General features: G+C 50.9%; 13 protein-coding genes. 7 read left to right on the forward strand and 6 right to left on the reverse strand.

The features are described 5' to 3' along the window. Positions 1-27: 27 nt before the first annotated feature. A complete protein-coding gene (acnB, locus tag ACJJIS_RS06855; RefSeq protein WP_475709799.1) occupies positions 28-2,643 on the reverse strand; it encodes a bifunctional aconitate hydratase 2/2-methylisocitrate dehydratase in 2,616 nt (871 codons plus the stop codon). Between the two features lie 304 nt (positions 2,644-2,947). Between acnB and ACJJIS_RS06860 the strand changes: the two genes are divergently transcribed. Then, complete coding sequence (locus ACJJIS_RS06860; protein ID WP_413662547.1) at positions 2,948-3,397, forward strand: DUF1289 domain-containing protein; 450 nt, start codon at positions 2,948-2,950, stop codon at positions 3,395-3,397. Positions 3,398-3,440: 43 nt separating this feature from the next. Here the strand turns inward: ACJJIS_RS06860 and ACJJIS_RS06865 are convergent, their stop codons facing one another. Continuing rightward, positions 3,441-4,376 carry a hypothetical protein gene (locus tag ACJJIS_RS06865; RefSeq protein WP_475709800.1) on the reverse strand — a complete coding sequence of 312 codons (936 nt, stop codon included), beginning with the start codon at positions 4,374-4,376 and terminating at the stop codon, positions 3,441-3,443. A 220-nt stretch (positions 4,377-4,596) separates the two neighbouring features. Here ACJJIS_RS06865 and ACJJIS_RS06870 point away from each other — a divergent pair, with 220 nt between their 5' ends. Together ACJJIS_RS06870 and ACJJIS_RS06875 are read left to right on the forward strand one after the other, a co-directional pair. Next, a complete protein-coding gene (locus ACJJIS_RS06870; RefSeq protein WP_444933669.1) occupies positions 4,597-5,223 on the forward strand; it encodes a MiaE family protein in 627 nt (208 codons plus the stop codon). 1,898 nt (positions 5,224-7,121) lie between these two features. Further along, positions 7,122-7,388, forward strand: coding sequence for a hypothetical protein (locus ACJJIS_RS06875; protein ID WP_444958134.1), 267 nt, complete (start codon positions 7,122-7,124; stop codon positions 7,386-7,388). Positions 7,389-7,690: 302 nt separating this feature from the next. Here ACJJIS_RS06875 and ACJJIS_RS06880 read toward each other — a convergent pair whose 3' ends face one another. Continuing rightward, positions 7,691-7,951 carry a DUF3081 family protein gene (locus ACJJIS_RS06880; RefSeq protein WP_413662543.1) on the reverse strand — a complete coding sequence of 87 codons (261 nt, stop codon included), beginning with the start codon at positions 7,949-7,951 and terminating at the stop codon, positions 7,691-7,693. Between the two features lie 70 nt (positions 7,952-8,021). Here ACJJIS_RS06880 and ACJJIS_RS06885 point away from each other — a divergent pair, with 70 nt between their 5' ends. From ACJJIS_RS06885 to ACJJIS_RS06895, 3 genes are all read left to right on the forward strand, one after another. Beyond that, positions 8,022-8,486, forward strand: a complete 465-nt coding sequence (locus ACJJIS_RS06885; RefSeq protein ID WP_475709801.1) for a DUF3429 domain-containing protein — start codon at positions 8,022-8,024, stop codon at positions 8,484-8,486. Positions 8,487-8,540: 54 nt separating this feature from the next. Continuing rightward, positions 8,541-9,170 carry a malonic semialdehyde reductase gene (locus ACJJIS_RS06890; protein WP_475709802.1) on the forward strand — a complete coding sequence of 210 codons (630 nt, stop codon included), beginning with the start codon at positions 8,541-8,543 and terminating at the stop codon, positions 9,168-9,170. Positions 9,171-9,244: 74 nt separating this feature from the next. Continuing rightward, positions 9,245-10,225 carry a hypothetical protein gene (locus tag ACJJIS_RS06895; RefSeq protein WP_444907840.1) on the forward strand — a complete coding sequence of 327 codons (981 nt, stop codon included), beginning with the start codon at positions 9,245-9,247 and terminating at the stop codon, positions 10,223-10,225. Positions 10,226-10,243: 18 nt separating this feature from the next. Here ACJJIS_RS06895 and ACJJIS_RS06900 read toward each other — a convergent pair whose 3' ends face one another. Further along, entirely contained in the window at positions 10,244-10,699 is a 456-nt protein-coding gene (locus tag ACJJIS_RS06900) for a DUF2269 family protein (protein WP_475709803.1), read from the reverse strand. A 129-nt stretch (positions 10,700-10,828) separates the two neighbouring features. Between ACJJIS_RS06900 and ACJJIS_RS06905 the strand changes: the two genes are divergently transcribed. Further along, positions 10,829-11,299, forward strand: a complete 471-nt coding sequence (locus tag ACJJIS_RS06905; RefSeq protein ID WP_475709805.1) for a YpsA SLOG family protein — start codon at positions 10,829-10,831, stop codon at positions 11,297-11,299. 2 nt (positions 11,300-11,301) lie between these two features. On the opposite strand, the gene adiC is transcribed toward ACJJIS_RS06905, so the two are convergent. Continuing rightward, positions 11,302-12,795 (reverse strand): arginine/agmatine antiporter, encoded by a 1,494-nt coding sequence (adiC, locus tag ACJJIS_RS06910; RefSeq protein WP_475710339.1) that lies wholly within the window; start codon positions 12,793-12,795, stop codon positions 11,302-11,304. Next, positions 12,792-15,095 (reverse strand): Orn/Lys/Arg family decarboxylase, encoded by a 2,304-nt coding sequence (locus ACJJIS_RS06915; protein WP_475709806.1) that lies wholly within the window; start codon positions 15,093-15,095, stop codon positions 12,792-12,794. The genes adiC and ACJJIS_RS06915 overlap by 4 nt, the downstream gene beginning before the upstream one ends. Between the last annotated feature and the right edge of the window lie 35 nt (positions 15,096-15,130).

A 15,130-nucleotide genomic window follows, 5' to 3' on the forward strand; every position in this document is an offset into this window, starting at 1 on the left:
GGCTTTTGGTCTGGATCAGGCTGTCACTTAGACATTCACTTCCTGGATCTCAGTCGCGGCGATGCGCTTGCCTTCTTCGGCAGACTTCTGGAAGTCTTCAATCTGATCGAAGTTCAGGTAGCGGTAGATCTCGCTGGACATGGAGTCCAGGTTCTGTGCGTATTCCTGGTACTCAGCCGGAGTCGGCAGTTTACCCAGGATGGCGCCTACAGAAGCCAGCTCAGCGGAGGTCAGGTACACGTTGGCACCATCGCCCAGACGGTTGGGGAAGTTACGGGTAGAGGTGGACAGTACGGTGGCGTTCGGTGCCACACGTGCCTGGTTACCCATACACAGGGAACATCCGGGCATCTCGGTGCGGGCACCGGCAGAACCGTAGATGTTGTAGTAACCCTCTTCCATCAACTGGTGCTCGTCCATCTTGGTGGGCGGGGAAATCCACATACGAGTGGAGATGCCACCTTTGTGTTCTTGCAGCAGTTTACCGGCAGCGCGGAAGTGACCGATGTTGGTCATACAGGAGCCGATAAACACTTCGTCTACCTTGTCGCCAGCAACGTCGGACAGCAGGCGAGCGTCGTCCGGATCGTTAGGAGCACATACGATCGGCTCTTTGATCTCGGCCAGGTCGATCTCGATTACTTCCAGGTACTCAGCGTCGGCGTCCGCTTCCATCAGTTTCGGGTTGGCCAGCCACTTTTCCATGGCGCGCGCGCGGCGCTCCAGGGTACGCTTGGAGCCGTAACCTTCAGCGATCATCCAGCGCAACAGGGTTACGTTGGAGCGCAGGTACTCAGACATGGTGTCTTCGGACAGCTTGATGGTACAGCCAGCAGCGGAGCGCTCGGCGGAGGCGTCGGACAGCTCGAATGCCTGCTCTACAGTCAGGTCTTCCAGGCCTTCGATCTCGAGGATGCGGCCGGAGAAGATGTTCTTCTTGCCTTTCTTCTCAACGGTCAGCAGGCCCTGCTTGATAGCGTAGAGAGGTATGGAGTGCACCAGGTCGCGCAGGGTGATGCCGGGCTGCATTTTGCCCTTGAAGCGCACCAGTACGGACTCAGGCATATCCAGCGGCATAACACCGGTAGCGGCGGCGAAAGCTACCAGACCGGAACCTGCCGGGAAGGAGATACCCATGGGGAAGCGGGTGTGGGAGTCACCACCGGTACCTACGGTGTCCGGTAGCAGCATGCGGTTCAGCCAACTGTGGATGATGCCGTCAGCCGGGCGCAGGGAAACACCGCCACGGTTCATGATGAAGTCCGGCAGGGTGTGCTGGGTGCTGATATCAACGGGCTTCGGATAGGCCGCAGTGTGACAGAAAGACTGCATTACCAGGTCGGCGGAGAAGCCGAGGCAGGCCAGGTCTTTCAGTTCGTCACGGGTCATGGGGCCAGTGGTGTCCTGGGAGCCCACAGTGGTCATTTTCGGCTCGCAGTAGGTGCCCGGACGGATACCTTCAACGCCACAGGCTTTACCAACCATCTTCTGGGCCAGAGTGTAACCCTTGCCGGTGTCGGCAGGTTGCTCAGGCTTGCGGAACAGCTCGGAAGGCGCCAGGCCCAGGGCTTCACGGGCTTTGCCGGTCAGGCCGCGACCGATGATTAGGTTGATACGACCGCCAGCCTGAACTTCGTCCAGCAGTACGTCGGACTTCAGTTGGAATTCAGACAGGACTTTGCCGTCTTCGGCCAGGATCTTGCCGTCGTAAGGGCGGATCTCGATAACGTCGCCCATGCCCAGTTCGTCAACGGGGGCTTCGAATACCAGTGCGCCGGCATCTTCCATGGTGTTGTAGAAGATCGGGGCAACTTTACCGCCGATACAAATACCGCCACCTTTCTTGTTGGGCACGCCAGGCATTTCTTCACCGAAGTACCACAGCACGGAGTTGGTGGCGGACTTACGGGAAGAACCGGTACCTACTACGTCGCCAACGAAAGCAACGGGAAGGCCTTTGGCTTTAACTTCTTCGATCTGCTTTAGCGGACCGGTAACGCCTGCTTCTTCTGGCTCCAGGCCGTCGCGCTTCATTTTGTACATGGCCAGCGCGTGCAGGGGAATGTCCGGACGAGACCAGGCATCCGGTGCCGGAGACAGGTCGTCGGTGTTGGTTTCGCCAGTTACCTTGAATACGGCAACTTTGATGCTCTCGGGTACTTTGTTGCGCTTGGTGAACCACTCGGCGTCTGCCCAGGATTGCATTACCGCTTTGGCGAATTCGTTGCCGGCTTTGGCTTTCTCTTCCACATCGTGGAAGGCGTCAAACATCAGCAGGGTGCCTTTCAGCTGCTCGGCAGCCAGTTCGGCCAGATCTTTGTCGTCCAGCAGCTCGACCAGGGTGGAGATGTTGTAACCGCCCAGCATTTGGCCCAGCAGTTCTACAGCGTGTTTGCGATCGATCAGCGGGGATTCTGCTTCACCTTTGATAATGGCGGACAGGAAACCTGCTTTAACATAAGCGGCTTCGTCAACGCCCGGCGGAACGCGTTGGGTGAGCAGGTCAACCAGTTCCTGTTCTTCGCCTTTTGGCGGATTTTTCAGCAATTCAACCAGGCCGGCGACTTGCTCGGCGTCCAATGGCTTTGGCGGAATGCCTTGTTCGGCGCGCTCGGCGACGTGTTTGCGATAGGCTTCAAGCACTGATAAGTCCCTCTTGGTGTGTGGGGTGGCACCTACAGCGGGTGGAATTCCCGGTCTATTAACTGTCAGCCGGGATTTTTTTTTCGAGGCCGCTGATGGCGGGGGGCGAATACTACAGGAAAGCCCTACTGCTGTTAAGTTTATCGAAAAATCAATAATTTAAGTGAATTATGACTATTTGCTAGGTGAATTTTAGTAGTTTGGCAGCTGGTACTTCCCCCCTTTTCTTGGCGGCGGAAACAAAATAGGCTACGCGCAATTTGAAGGCCGCGCGGGCGGCATAAATAGGTTGGTCGGATAGTTAATGTACAAGAAGGTTCGCACGCCCTGTATCGGTGTTTGCTCCACAGGAATTGGCGATGATGTTTGTCGTGGCTGCAAGCGCTTTGCACATGAGGTTATTGATTGGAATGCCTACAGTGAAGAACAGCGCCGGGTAATTGCCGAGCGCCGAGAGGGGTATTTGGTGAATGCGGTGCGCAGCCAGTTGGAGATCGTGGATCGCGAGCTGCTATTGGAGCAGCTTCATCACCAGCGGGTCCGTTTTGATGAAAGTCAAAATCCCTACTGTTGGGTGTTCGAACTGTTGAGGGCAGGGGCCAGCCAAATATCAGACCTCAAGGCTTTTGGGTTGCAACTCACTGCACAGGCGCGCGGCGTCCCACTGGTGGAAATTCGCCGCCTTATTGATGAGGATTTTTACGCACTGTCTGTCGCCTATTACCAGCGCTATGTGGCGCCTGGTATTACCTAGGACGGTTCAAAAGTTGATGGCAGCTCCATTTGAGAGCCTGGGTTTAGCGCTGCTGGCGCAAAAATACTCTGAGCGCCGGTAGAAAGGGCTCACTGGCGATTGCCAGATCCCGCCGCTGGCGCCGCCGACTCAAGCTCGGTTGGTGGTCAACTCGGGTGAATTCAGGCAGCTGCCCGGCTTCGTTGGCCTCTACCAGAATCGGCATGGAGGAATAGCCGACCTGATGATATTCCTCTTCCTCACCTAGCTCGTGCCCATAGAAGATTTCCGCTACCTGGAGATTAGGGCGACTCTGTACCTGCACTTGGCGTAAATCCTCCTGCTGGCTTTTGTGTAGCCCGGCGAGTAGCTGGCGCTGATATTGGATACCGGGATCGGACCCTTGAGGGTCGAGCTGCACCAACTTCTTTTCACACCATTTCACCGTGACCTTGCGAATGGATTTACGCGCCTTGATCCATGAAAGGGTGATGGCATCCGGCCGCTTCGGGCACATCAACACTAGCCGGTAGCATTGGCGTAGATGTGCGCGGGGGTACCTAGCATCCGCAAGGGTTTCCCGCACAGTGCGATCCTGCTCAGCTACTGGCCGCTCCGCTAGGGCGCTGCGAAGTTCGGCAATAGCCTTGGCAAAGATCTCTTTGTGGCTATTGAGTTGTTGGGCAAGCTCAAGGGTTTTGGTCGGTACCGCCAATAAACCTGGTACTTGTAAAGTAGCGCGGGCATCTCCTTCGGCGCTAACGGGCTCCAGATAGTCGAGTTGCGAGTAGAGAGCGCCTGACAGTGAATAGGGGCGTTCAAAGCTCTGATTGAGACTGAGTGCGGCATCCTGTGCGAAAGGGGGCTGAAGTAGATAGTGCTGCCAGGGTTTCTCGGCATTTTGCAGCAACTCCAGGGATTCTCTCAGGGCTTGGGCGGCGCCATGGACGTTTTCCAGTAGCGGTGGGATAGCTTTTGCCTGGGTTCTGTAGTCATTCATCAGATATGCCGGATAAAAAGTGATTTTTATATTAATGCACTTAATAAATCGTTATCAAGTTGAGTGTATTTATCATTAGGGACCTTCTTGGGTAATTGCTGCCAGGCTCTGTCAGTCGGTGAAGTAGTGCCCGTTAGAGGTTTAAAAGTGGGCGTTTGTGGCTTGGGGCCGCTATAATCCCGCGCCAAGTTATTTTGCTCCGGTTAAGTTTGTTCGCCCTATGAATGCTCAAATCCCAGATCTGTCCGCTATCAATGAATTCCTGCTGTGTCCCACGCCCGATGCCTGGGTGGAGGCGGCATTGAAGGAGCCGGAAATGATGCTGATTGATCATGCCAACTGCGAGAAAAAAGCGGCGGGTACTGCCCTGAACCTGATGTTTCGCTATCTGAATGACTTTGAGCTGCTGAACAAAATGTCGCGTCTGGCTCGCGAAGAGCTACGCCACTTTGAGCAGGTGCTGGCGATTATGGAGAAACGCGGTATCGCCTACCACCACGTTAGTGCCTCCCGCTACGCGGCGGGCCTTCGTGCCGAAGTCCGCAGCGCAGAGCCGGGGCGACTGATCGACACGCTGATTTGTGGCGCTATTATCGAGGCGCGCTCCTGCGAGCGCTTTGCACGGATTGCGCCTCAGTTAGATGATGAGTTGCAGAAGTTTTATCTCTCCCTGCTTAAATCTGAGGCGCGTCACTTCCGCGATTACCTACACCTTGCCCAGAAGGCTTCCGATGAAGATATTCAATCTAGGGTTCAGGTACTGCTGGAGAAAGAAAAGGAATTAGTGGAAGGCAGTGATGGACAGTTCCGCTTTCACAGTGGTGTGCCGGAGAGTGCCGGGCAGTAATTCTCGCTTGGCCTGCTAAGGTGGCTCAGATTTACAGGAAGCTTTTGCATTGACGTTTATTGGCTCCAAGCTTCCTGATTCTTTAGAGGAAACGCCAGAATACTCGCTGCCTAAGCTCACTAAATTGGGTCATTTCAGCAGTAGCTCTAATCGTTGGCTATGGGGTTATCGTGAGACAGCTTGGTAGTTCTGTTGCCTTTGCCCGCTTCCACGTTAGTGCTCTAAAAATCAGCACAGGTCTCTTTGGGAACTCGCCATTACAAGTCGATATCGACTGATCGAACGCTATAAGTAAGCTGGGTGAGCAGTAGTAAACTAATACTAAAGGGTATTTGTAAGCTGTACTATCGTAGGCTCGCTAGAAGATCAAACTCGTACACTAGGGGCTGTTCATCAATACCCTGTTGGCCACAATCTTGAAAAAGATATGTACTGCACAGTGATTTCTACTGACCATCCTTCCGTAAAAATTATAATTTAGAGCCAATGTGTGGAAGTACAGTTTTTGAGTACCGCCTTTTGAAGGTTTAAGTGCCGTTTCTTAATTAGCTTTTATTTTCAATCAGTTATTCTGTAATCAGAAAGCATAAGTGGTTTATGGGCATCTTTGTCTGAGTGATTCAAGGAAGACGAAAGTGGCTCGTTGGATGCTTTTTTGTGGTGGATTAAGGGCTAATGGAACTGCTTAACGTCATATAAGAGAGAGATACTAGGCAACGGGCTAATTTCAGGAAGTTTTTAGGCTGCCTGAGAAATGCACCAAAACGGGAAAGCCTGGGGCGGTATACCTATTGGTGTTACTGCAGGGGCCGCATCCGGCGATCTTGGAGCACTGAAGATTGAGGAGCGTAATGATCAGCCAGGATGATTGTTATGGTGAGTTTGTACCAGGTAGCCCGGTATTTCTCCCCTCCTCCCCCAAAAAAAGTAAGTAATGGAAAAACTATCTTTCATTTCCAAGAAATATACAGATGCTGAGAGAAGCACAAAGGCAAGGTTGTCCCATGCTTTACTCAATAATTTTACACAAAATCTTATAAAGCAAAACGGTATTCACGGTGGGGTTGATCACTTAGACGCCGTAGTGTTTTAGTTTGCAGAAAATATAAAGATCTTGGGACGCTCTCCAGTAGATATGACCATGATTTACATTTATCCTTGGCGAGAAGGTTGTATCAATAAAGCCATTAAAGAATCCTGTTAGGGTGTAAGGCTATTTGGCCTTCCTCGAGAAGGACTGAAAAAAGACATGGCAAGCTTCCAACTTTACTCTGGCGAAAAAGGTTATATTTTGCCGTTTGAACATCAACATAGCTAACTCTGAATCAGTATTGATGCTCAAGATGATCTTTTGTGTGACCAATGATGTTGCTAGGAGCAAGATATTTCAAAACTGTAATTGTTTATTGGCTCCTGAGGATGTTAAAAAATATTTGCATGCAATGAAATGTAAAGGTTGATATTAAAGGGAGGCTGGGGAGATGGTGTTATTTGGGACTGGTGTTTGACGAAGTATCTGGTTATGGATAACCAACTATTGGATTTTTTAAACACAATTCTACCATGTTGGCAGGTGGTGGTCCTCTGCTTTTAGACGTGGCAGAAAAGTACTAGGCGCGTCTCCCAGTGATAACACTGAACCTTTTGGAGGTGTTGATGCCTTTTAGGTTCCGGGGGGATTGAATATGACGCGGAAGATATTGGCAACCGCAAGTTCAATCTTGCTGGTTACTTTGTTCCGTCAGGGAGTAATACCCAGGCTGATCTCGCAGGTATTTTTTCGTTCATGGAAGCTAATAAGGTTTCATATGAGAATTTTAAGTTTAATCTAATAGGTTTGAAGGCTGTTCAAATATCCATTAATGTGGATATTCCAAAAATAGGGAGATTTTTGGAGGATGGAAAGAAGGAAAGATGGAAAATTTGATCAATTAGGAGGAATATTAATGAAAGTTATATATAAATTGTTTTTTATGGTCTTAACTGTCAGTGTATGTTTTGCTGGATCAATACATGAGGATGTGATTCACACTCAGATATCTGAAGAAGGGAAAACCATTTCAGCAGATATGTTAATGGCTGGAAGTGATGTGTCTGGTGGAGTGACGGATAGTGTTGGTTATATTCTTGGGGCAATAATTAAAATTCTACTAGGGGAAGCTTAAGATTTAGCCCAGCGGACTTTGGGTGAAATGATGGGTCAATGTTTCGCTGGGCTTCAAAATTCTGTGCTACCCGCATAAGTCCGTAAGATGATCGATTTATCTGGAAGGTAGCTGCGGTAGTATTAGGCTGTAATTTTAAACCGGATGCGTTGGGTTTTCTGAGGTTTTTAAGCTTGGTGGTGGATAGTGTCTCCATTTGTGCATACGGTGTTCTTTTAGTGAATGTCGAAAAGTTGCTCTCACCGTGTCTCATTTTGGTGTTTAAAATTTACCTCTGTTTGAGGTTTCTAGGTTCTTTTCTCTTATCCTGAATCAAGCTTTTTCAATAGCCGAATAAACTCTTCGAGCTCTTTGCTGCTGGTGGAATCCACAGAAAATTTATTGTGGAAAAATATGGTGAGTTTTACTTTGGGGGAGTTGATAAAAACCGTATAGCCGTCAAAGTCAGTGCTGACTGCCAGTCCCTGGTAATGCCATTCGTTACCTTCCTTGCGCCCCTCCTTTGTCGCCCTATCAAACACCCGCAGCGCTTGTTTGACGTCAATCTTCTGTTCGGCATCCATTGCTGCTTGCTCCTGCCGCTAAGCTTGTTGTTTGAGACGAAACTGTCTTTGACTTGGAAGCTTAGACGACATGGACACTGACATCCATCACTACCCACCAGTAGATACGCGGCTGTTTGACTGGCTGGCTTACCTTGGTTTGATTCCATTTGTCGCAGGAATCATTATGCAGTGGTTGGGGTTTTCTCTTTGGGGAGTGACTCCGCGCCTGCTGTTCACCGCCTACAGCGCCGTGATTCTGAGCTTTCTCTGCGGTGTTTGGTGGGGTGCTGCACTCAATCAAGTGGGGCATCCGCACAGGATGATTTTAGCGCTACTGAGTAACCTGGTGACGTTGGTGGGGTGGGTGGCGCTGCTGATGTTTCGCACCACTTGGGCGCTACCGGTGTTACTAGTTGCTTTCGGTTTTGTTGTCTGGGCCGAGGCCCGGTTGAACCCCAATCTGCCCGGGAGGGATCAGTACTTTCGCACCCGCAGTATTGTGACCTGTTTAGTGATGGCCTGCCATCTTCTTATGATTCTGCTGCTCCTTTGAAATGCCTGGCGCAAACTAAACTGTTACCAGCGAAGATATTTTGGGGTAGCTCTTATGCAACCTGTTTCCTCTGAGGTGCTCGACCAGCTATTCAACAAAGCCCGAACACATAGTCATTGGCAGGATAAGCCGGTTTCAAAAGAGGTTTTGAAACAGCTTTACGACTTGGTCAAATTCGGACCCACCAGTGCTAATTGTTGCCCTATGCGATTGGTGTTTGTTGTAAGTAAGGAGGCTAAGGAGCGGCTCAAGCCAGCGCTTAATGAAGGAAACATTGAAAAAACTATGCGGGCTCCGGTGACTGTCATTGTTGCTTACGATATGCACTTTTATGAACACCTTCCGAGGCTCTACCCCCAGACTCCTGCGCGCGAATGGTTTGCCGATAGCCCCGAATACGCGGAGGTTACTGCATTTCGCAATGGTTCCTTGCAAGGAGGCTACTTTATTTTAGCGGCGAGGGCCCTGGGGCTCGATTGCGGCCCAATGTCGGGGTTTGATAACGCATTGGTTGATGAGGAATTCTTCAGTGACAAATGCTCAGCACCGGCTTTTCTGCCGGAGCACTTCCCCGATTGTCATATGAAGTCCAATTTCTTGTGCAATCTTGGCTATGGCGAAACCGACAAATTATATCCGCGCAACCCTCGGTTGGATTTCGATGAAGTGTGCAGAACTCTGTAAATTGTTGTGTTTAACATAATTCGTATTTGTTAATACGGATTAATGGCAGTGGATCAAGAATTAGGTGTGCTTAAGTGGTTCTTAAACGATCTCAGCGGTTGATTGACCCGGAAGAATATTTTTTACCTCGGCAAGAGGACGCGCTTTATGAGTTGTTTGGCCGGGACATAAGCCGGGCTGTGGTTGAGCGATTTTTGTCGATGCAAGATGAGGAATACTTCCGCTGTGTCAGTTCGGGAAATTTCGGTATCTATGCCGCAGACCAACTGCTGATAGATTGCTACGCAAAGAAAATTAATGAGCAGGCGATCCTCGATGAAAAGTTGTTGTTTAGTCGAGAAGAGCTGGAGCCGATTATTCAGGCATATAGAGCGGAAACACTTTATATGAACCTGGCAATGGACAACGCAGCGCTGCCACACGATGTAATTACCACCGAGGAATTTGTCTTACATCTACAGGCGACCATTCTTAAGGCGTTGGAGAAAAAGCGGGATGCTGATGATTTTATCGTGGTTATCCCGACCACCAGCTACAAAGGGGAACTCATTCCCAAAGCCATTTGCAGTAAAGCCAAGTTGAATGATGAAACCTTTGAGCGTCAATTCCAGTTGGGGCTTGTTCGCAATCAGCACCTGCAATATGTCTTAAGTAAATCCTATTTGTGGACCCTGGCGCATGCCTGGCCCTTTATAACGGGTTCGGAAGTGGGGGAGGGGTTGTTCAAAGGGGTGGTATTTCGGCAGTTTGATCTCGGTTTTGGCACTATAGCTTCGGATCTAGACAGTGATACCAATGTATTTGTGATTACAGATGCAAGTTGTACCGGTGGTGAGGCAGAGCATATTCGCAGTCGTCTGTTGAGAATGGACCGGCATGAACGCTCGGCGATTATTGTTCCGCTATGTAAGAAAGAAGCGATACATCGTTTGGATAAAAGTGCGGAAGGTAATGCAGAAATTGTATCTGGCGTAGTCCTGGATGACTTCAAGCGGCAATGGAAAGATATTGGCCATCGAGCGAGCTATAAGACTCTTAGGGGGGCGAAGAGGTAAGGGTCAGGAATAAGTTCCTTATAGTACTGGTTTGGATACCATCAGATAGACAATGGCAACGGTCATGGGAAATGCAATAGCCCCGAGCAGGCCCCAAGCCATCATTAGCTTGCGCATTTTGTCTATATTACCGTCTTCTTTGGCATGTTTACGCAGCTGGTACTGAAGGTAAACAACCGGCAGCCACAACAAGAACACGGTTGCGCTGAGACCGGCGGCCAATTGTAACCAGGCTTGCTGCATCCAGCTTGGATTAATCAGCAGCATACCCACCGCGCTTCCGAATAGACCAATTACCGCCGATCCGGTAAATATCCAGTCTGCCTGTACCGTCTCCCGGCTGACCCACTGCATAACTTGGGCATTTCCGGACTGCCAGCCCCTCAGGGTGTACCAAGCGATGCCGGTCCCTGTGCCGAGTACGATTATGGCGCAGAGGATATGCAGTGTTTTCAGTATCAGATAGTAATTCACAGTGCTGCTGGCCAGACTAAAGTTGGAGATAAATTAGTGGCTGCGATCGTTAATTTCAATGCCAATTATCGCTGGTTTGATATCTGCTAGCTCGAGCTAGTAGGACGATGAACGATATGGGGGAGAAAAGTGATATTCCGACCGGAGAAAATTATTAGTGGTGGTCAGACGGGGGCGGATACCGGTGGCCTGCTGGCGGGGCAGCGCCTGGGAATTGCCACCGGTGGCACAGCGCCACAGGGTTACTGGACTGAGATCGGTGATCGGCCGGATTTTCTGAAAGGGCTTGGGCTGATTGAAAACACGTCCCCGGATCTGGAAGAGCGCACCCGGGAGAATATCCGCAACTCCGATGCCACTATTATCTTCACAACCAATCCCGGTAGTGATGGCACTCTGTTTACTATTGAGTTCTGCCAGGCATCGGGGAGACCACACTTAGTAGTCAATCCGACTGATGCCAATCGAGTACAACTGGTGCGCGACTTTATCCTCAAGAATCGTCCGCAGACGCTCAATGTGGCGGGTAACCGTGAATCCAACTCCCAAGGGATTACTGAAATTACCGCGGAAACCATCGAGAGGGCGCTAACCCGCTGAGTCTAGGGTTCAATGTGCCCCTCAAGATGATGACCTGAGGGGTTGGGTGCGCGCAAGCGCAATTCCAGGTCCGGGTATTGCCCCACGGAAAACCAGAAGAACAGACACAGGGCAGCAATTGTGGCAAAGAGAGTGAAGTAGTGAACCCAGGCTGGTTCTGGCCCACCGGGTAGAAAGTGCTTTTCTTCAACGCTGCGACGGCGATTTAAAATTAGCGCATAAAAAATGACTGTCGCAATCACAAAGATCAGGGACCAGCGGGTTTGTTGTCCGTCAGATCCCACCAGGGCCACAAGGCAGTACACCGCAGCAATCAGCAAAATCACAGTAAACAGTCCGTACTGCTGAGGCGGCATTTTGCCGTAGGCCAAAACCCGCAAAGCTACCGCAGAATAGATATAGGGCATCAGTGTCATAATCACGGCGACAGAGGCAATTTTGCCAAACTGCTGGCTGGCCGTTGGCGATATGGTGGAGAGTATCAATACAGACATCAACACGGCCACCAGGGTTAATCCGCCGGTAGGTACGCCTTTGTTATTGGTGCGGGCAAATAGTGCTGCAAACAGGCCATCATCTGCCGCCGCCTTGGCAGACTGCCCCACCAGCAGTATCCAGCCGCCCAATGAACCGATACAGCCAATAGCGGCGCACAGGGCTACGACATTGGCCGCAGTATTTCCCAGTGCCAGGCGAGCAGCATCGGCAAAGGGAGCGGAGGAGCTGATTAATTCCTGGTTCGGCAGCATCCCCATAATGACCGATGAGCTGAGTACATAGGCAATAGAAGCCAGGATAACTCCCCCAACCGTTGCGATTGGGACGTTCTTGGTGGGGTCTTTTACCACTGCGGCGGATACAGAGGCGGTTTCCACCCCAATAAAGGCCCAGAGCGTGAAGGTCAGGCTGGCCATAATAGCACTGGGGTCGCTTTTGCCTGAGACATTCCAGCTGCTGGTAAAGTTTTGCTGGTCGAACCAGAACCAGCCAAAAATAGCGGTGCCGAGGATTGGAAGCAAAACCAGGCCGGTGGTGAGGGATTGGATGCGACCGACGGTGCGCGGGCCCAGTACATTGGCGTAAGTTAGCAGCCAGACCATGGCAACCTGGGCCATGGCAAAAGTCAGTGGGTCTTTTAACGGTGGAAAAAAATGGGTCAGATAGCCCAGGCCTGCAGTAATCAGCGCAACATTACCGATTACATTGGCCAGCCAGTAAACCAGATTGGTTTGGTAGCCAATGTAATCGCCAAAAGCGCGGCGGGCATAGGCATAGGGGCCGCCGGCTGCGGGATAGATAGCGGCGAGCTTGGCAAATACCAGGGCTAGGGAGATAGCGCCGACGATGGTTATCAACCAGCCGATCAAAGAAATACTGCCGACTGCAGCGAGATTGGCGGGGAGCATAAAAACCCCGGAGCCCATCATATTGCCTGCAACCATCAGGGTTGCGGGGACCAGGCCTATTTTATGCTCCTCTTTGATAGGCGAGCCTATGGCGAGTCTCCCCGCAGGGCGTAAATATGATAGTGGCCGTCCCGCACCTCTACTCCGTGGTTATCGTGGGTAAAGCCTGGAAATTGCTGGTCGAAGGCTTCCAGAGTTCTCAAGTAAATCAATGCCGGACTATCTTCATCGCCAAAATTTTCGCCGGGCATTAGCAGAGGAATACCTGGAGGGTAGGGTACAACGCCTGTGGCTGCGGTACGTCCCGGTAACTTGCTTAGCGGAAGCATTTCCACATCGCCGCGAACCAGGGTTTCATAAGCTTGTACCGGACTGCAGTCAGCTCTAGGTAAGGCTGAAAACCCTGCAGACATTTGCACTGTGGTTTGCAATTTTTTCATGGAAGCAAACATATTGTCTGCAAGGTCGCGCAGCCCGATATTGCGATAGGCTGGGGACTTTTTTATAAGGTTTGGTAGGCATTCACTTAAGGGCCGGTTGGCATCGAAGTCGCGCTTAAAGGCCAGTAAAGCATTGATTAGAGTGCCCCACTTACCCTTGGTAATACCGATAGAAAACAGGAACAAAATCGTAAAATCGGTAGTTTTCTCCACGATAATGCCAAGGTTGTCCAGGTATTTACTGACGATGTTGGCAGGTATTCCAGATGCAGACAGTTTGCCATCAGGGTTTATCCCCGGGGTGGTAATCGATACTTTAATCGGGTCCAACATGCAGTAATCAGGCTCAATATCACCAAATCCATGCCATGATTCGCCGGGGGCTAATAACCAGCAGCTGGGCTCATGACACAGGAGTTCTGCTGGGGCGCTGTGAAAAGCGTAGTTGTGCCCGTTATTGGGATCGGTGACATGCTCAGGCTGCCAACCTCCGAAGAACCACTCTTCTTTATCGCGATACTCCTGTTGCAAACGGGCCAATACTTGTCGGAACGCTACGGCCTCAGCAATTGACTCCTCTGTTAATGCTTTTCCACCCGGTCCATCCATCATTGCTGCGCTCACATCATTGGAGGCCATGATGGAATAAAGTGGGGAGGTTGAGGCATGCATCATAAAGGCTTCATTAAAGCGCCCATGCTCAATGGGTTTACGCCCATCGCGAATGTGAATCATCGATGCCTGGGACAACGCGGCAAGTAATTTATGTGTTGACTGAGTGGCAAATTTGCTCGGGCCATTTTTCGTGTCGGCTTCTCCCAAATCGTACATTGCGAAGCGATCTCGATAGATAGGATTAAATCGAGCGTATGAGTACCAGGCTTCGTCAAAGTGCAGGCGATCAACGGACTCGCCGAGAAGTTCTTCCACTCTGCGCACGTTGTAACAGAGACCGTCGTAGGTGGAATTAGTAATGACTGCGTGAACGGCACGGGAGTTTTTGGCGTGCTTGGACAAAGGGTTTTGCCGAATAGCATTGGCAACAGAGCTGGCCGTCAACTGTTGGGGAGGGACAGGGCCTATGAGGCCGTAGTTGTTGCGTAGGGGAATCAGGTAGGTTGGAACTGCACCTGACATGGTGATCGCGTGTTCGACGGATTTATGGCAGTTTCGATCGCACAGAGCCAATTGCCCCCGGGTAACCGATGCCATCAATATCACTCTATTCGATGTCGAAGAGCCATTGGTTACATAGTAAGTGCGATCCGCACCAAATACTTTTGCTGCATATTGCTCTCCCTTGGCAATGGGGCCCGAGTGATCCAAAAGCGATCCCAACTCTGTTACAGAAACAGAGAGGTCCGAGCGCAACATATTTTCCCCAAAGAAATCGTAAAAAGCGCGACCCGCAGGGGATTTGAGAAAAGCTGTTCCCCCAGTGTGGCCGGGTGTGTGCCATGAATATTCATGGACCCGGGCAAAGTGGGTCAGGGCGCGAAACATGGGGGGAAGAATGGCGTGGCGGTATCTTTCAATCGCACTCTGGATGCGACCGCCGATAAAGGTCGGGGTATCTTCTAGCATCCAGATAAAATCGTTGGCTAATTCCAGGGCCCGTCGCGGCATGGTGCTGACAGTCTGCTGATCTGCCAGAAGGAATACCGGCATTTGGGGATTGCGGGCGCGAAGTTCTTCCAATACAACCAGGGCGGGGCATTTCGCTTCACCGGGCAGGGTCCAATTAATCAGCAGGCATTGGATCGCGGTGTTAGTACTCAGTATGGCGCAGGCATCACTACCACTGGTGGTTGTTATTACGTCAATTTTTCGCTCTGATAACTCTGCCTGTAGCCTCATGGCGGCGCGGCCGGGAGCGCTGTTGTCGTCGACTTCACTGCTGGCGATCAGGGCCAGCATGCTGTTATGGCGTTGCTGTCCGAAATGATGCATGAGTGCCGCACAAACCTTTTGTTGTGGCCTGCTAA

The sequence above is a fragment of the Microbulbifer maximicatervae (SeqCode) genome (assembly GCF_056231245.1).

Bases quoted from the DNA above. Each gene is read 5' to 3' on its own strand.
- ACJJIS_RS06865 (WP_475709800.1), bottom strand. From the start codon at position 4,376: ATGAATGACTACAGAACCCAGGCAAAAGCTATCCCACCGCTACTGGAA.
- ACJJIS_RS06860 (WP_413662547.1), top strand. From the start codon at position 2,948: ATGTACAAGAAGGTTCGCACGCCCTGTATCGGTGTTTGCTCCACAGGA.
- ACJJIS_RS06915 (WP_475709806.1), bottom strand. From the start codon at position 15,095: ATGCATCATTTCGGACAGCAACGCCATAACAGCATGCTGGCCCTGATC.
- ACJJIS_RS06870 (WP_444933669.1), top strand. From the start codon at position 4,597: ATGAATGCTCAAATCCCAGATCTGTCCGCTATCAATGAATTCCTGCTG.
- ACJJIS_RS06875 (WP_444958134.1), top strand. From the start codon at position 7,122: ATGGAAAGAAGGAAAGATGGAAAATTTGATCAATTAGGAGGAATATTA.
- ACJJIS_RS06890 (WP_475709802.1), top strand. From the start codon at position 8,541: ATGCAACCTGTTTCCTCTGAGGTGCTCGACCAGCTATTCAACAAAGCC.
- ACJJIS_RS06885 (WP_475709801.1), top strand. From the start codon at position 8,022: ATGGACACTGACATCCATCACTACCCACCAGTAGATACGCGGCTGTTT.
- ACJJIS_RS06880 (WP_413662543.1), bottom strand. From the start codon at position 7,951: ATGGATGCCGAACAGAAGATTGACGTCAAACAAGCGCTGCGGGTGTTT.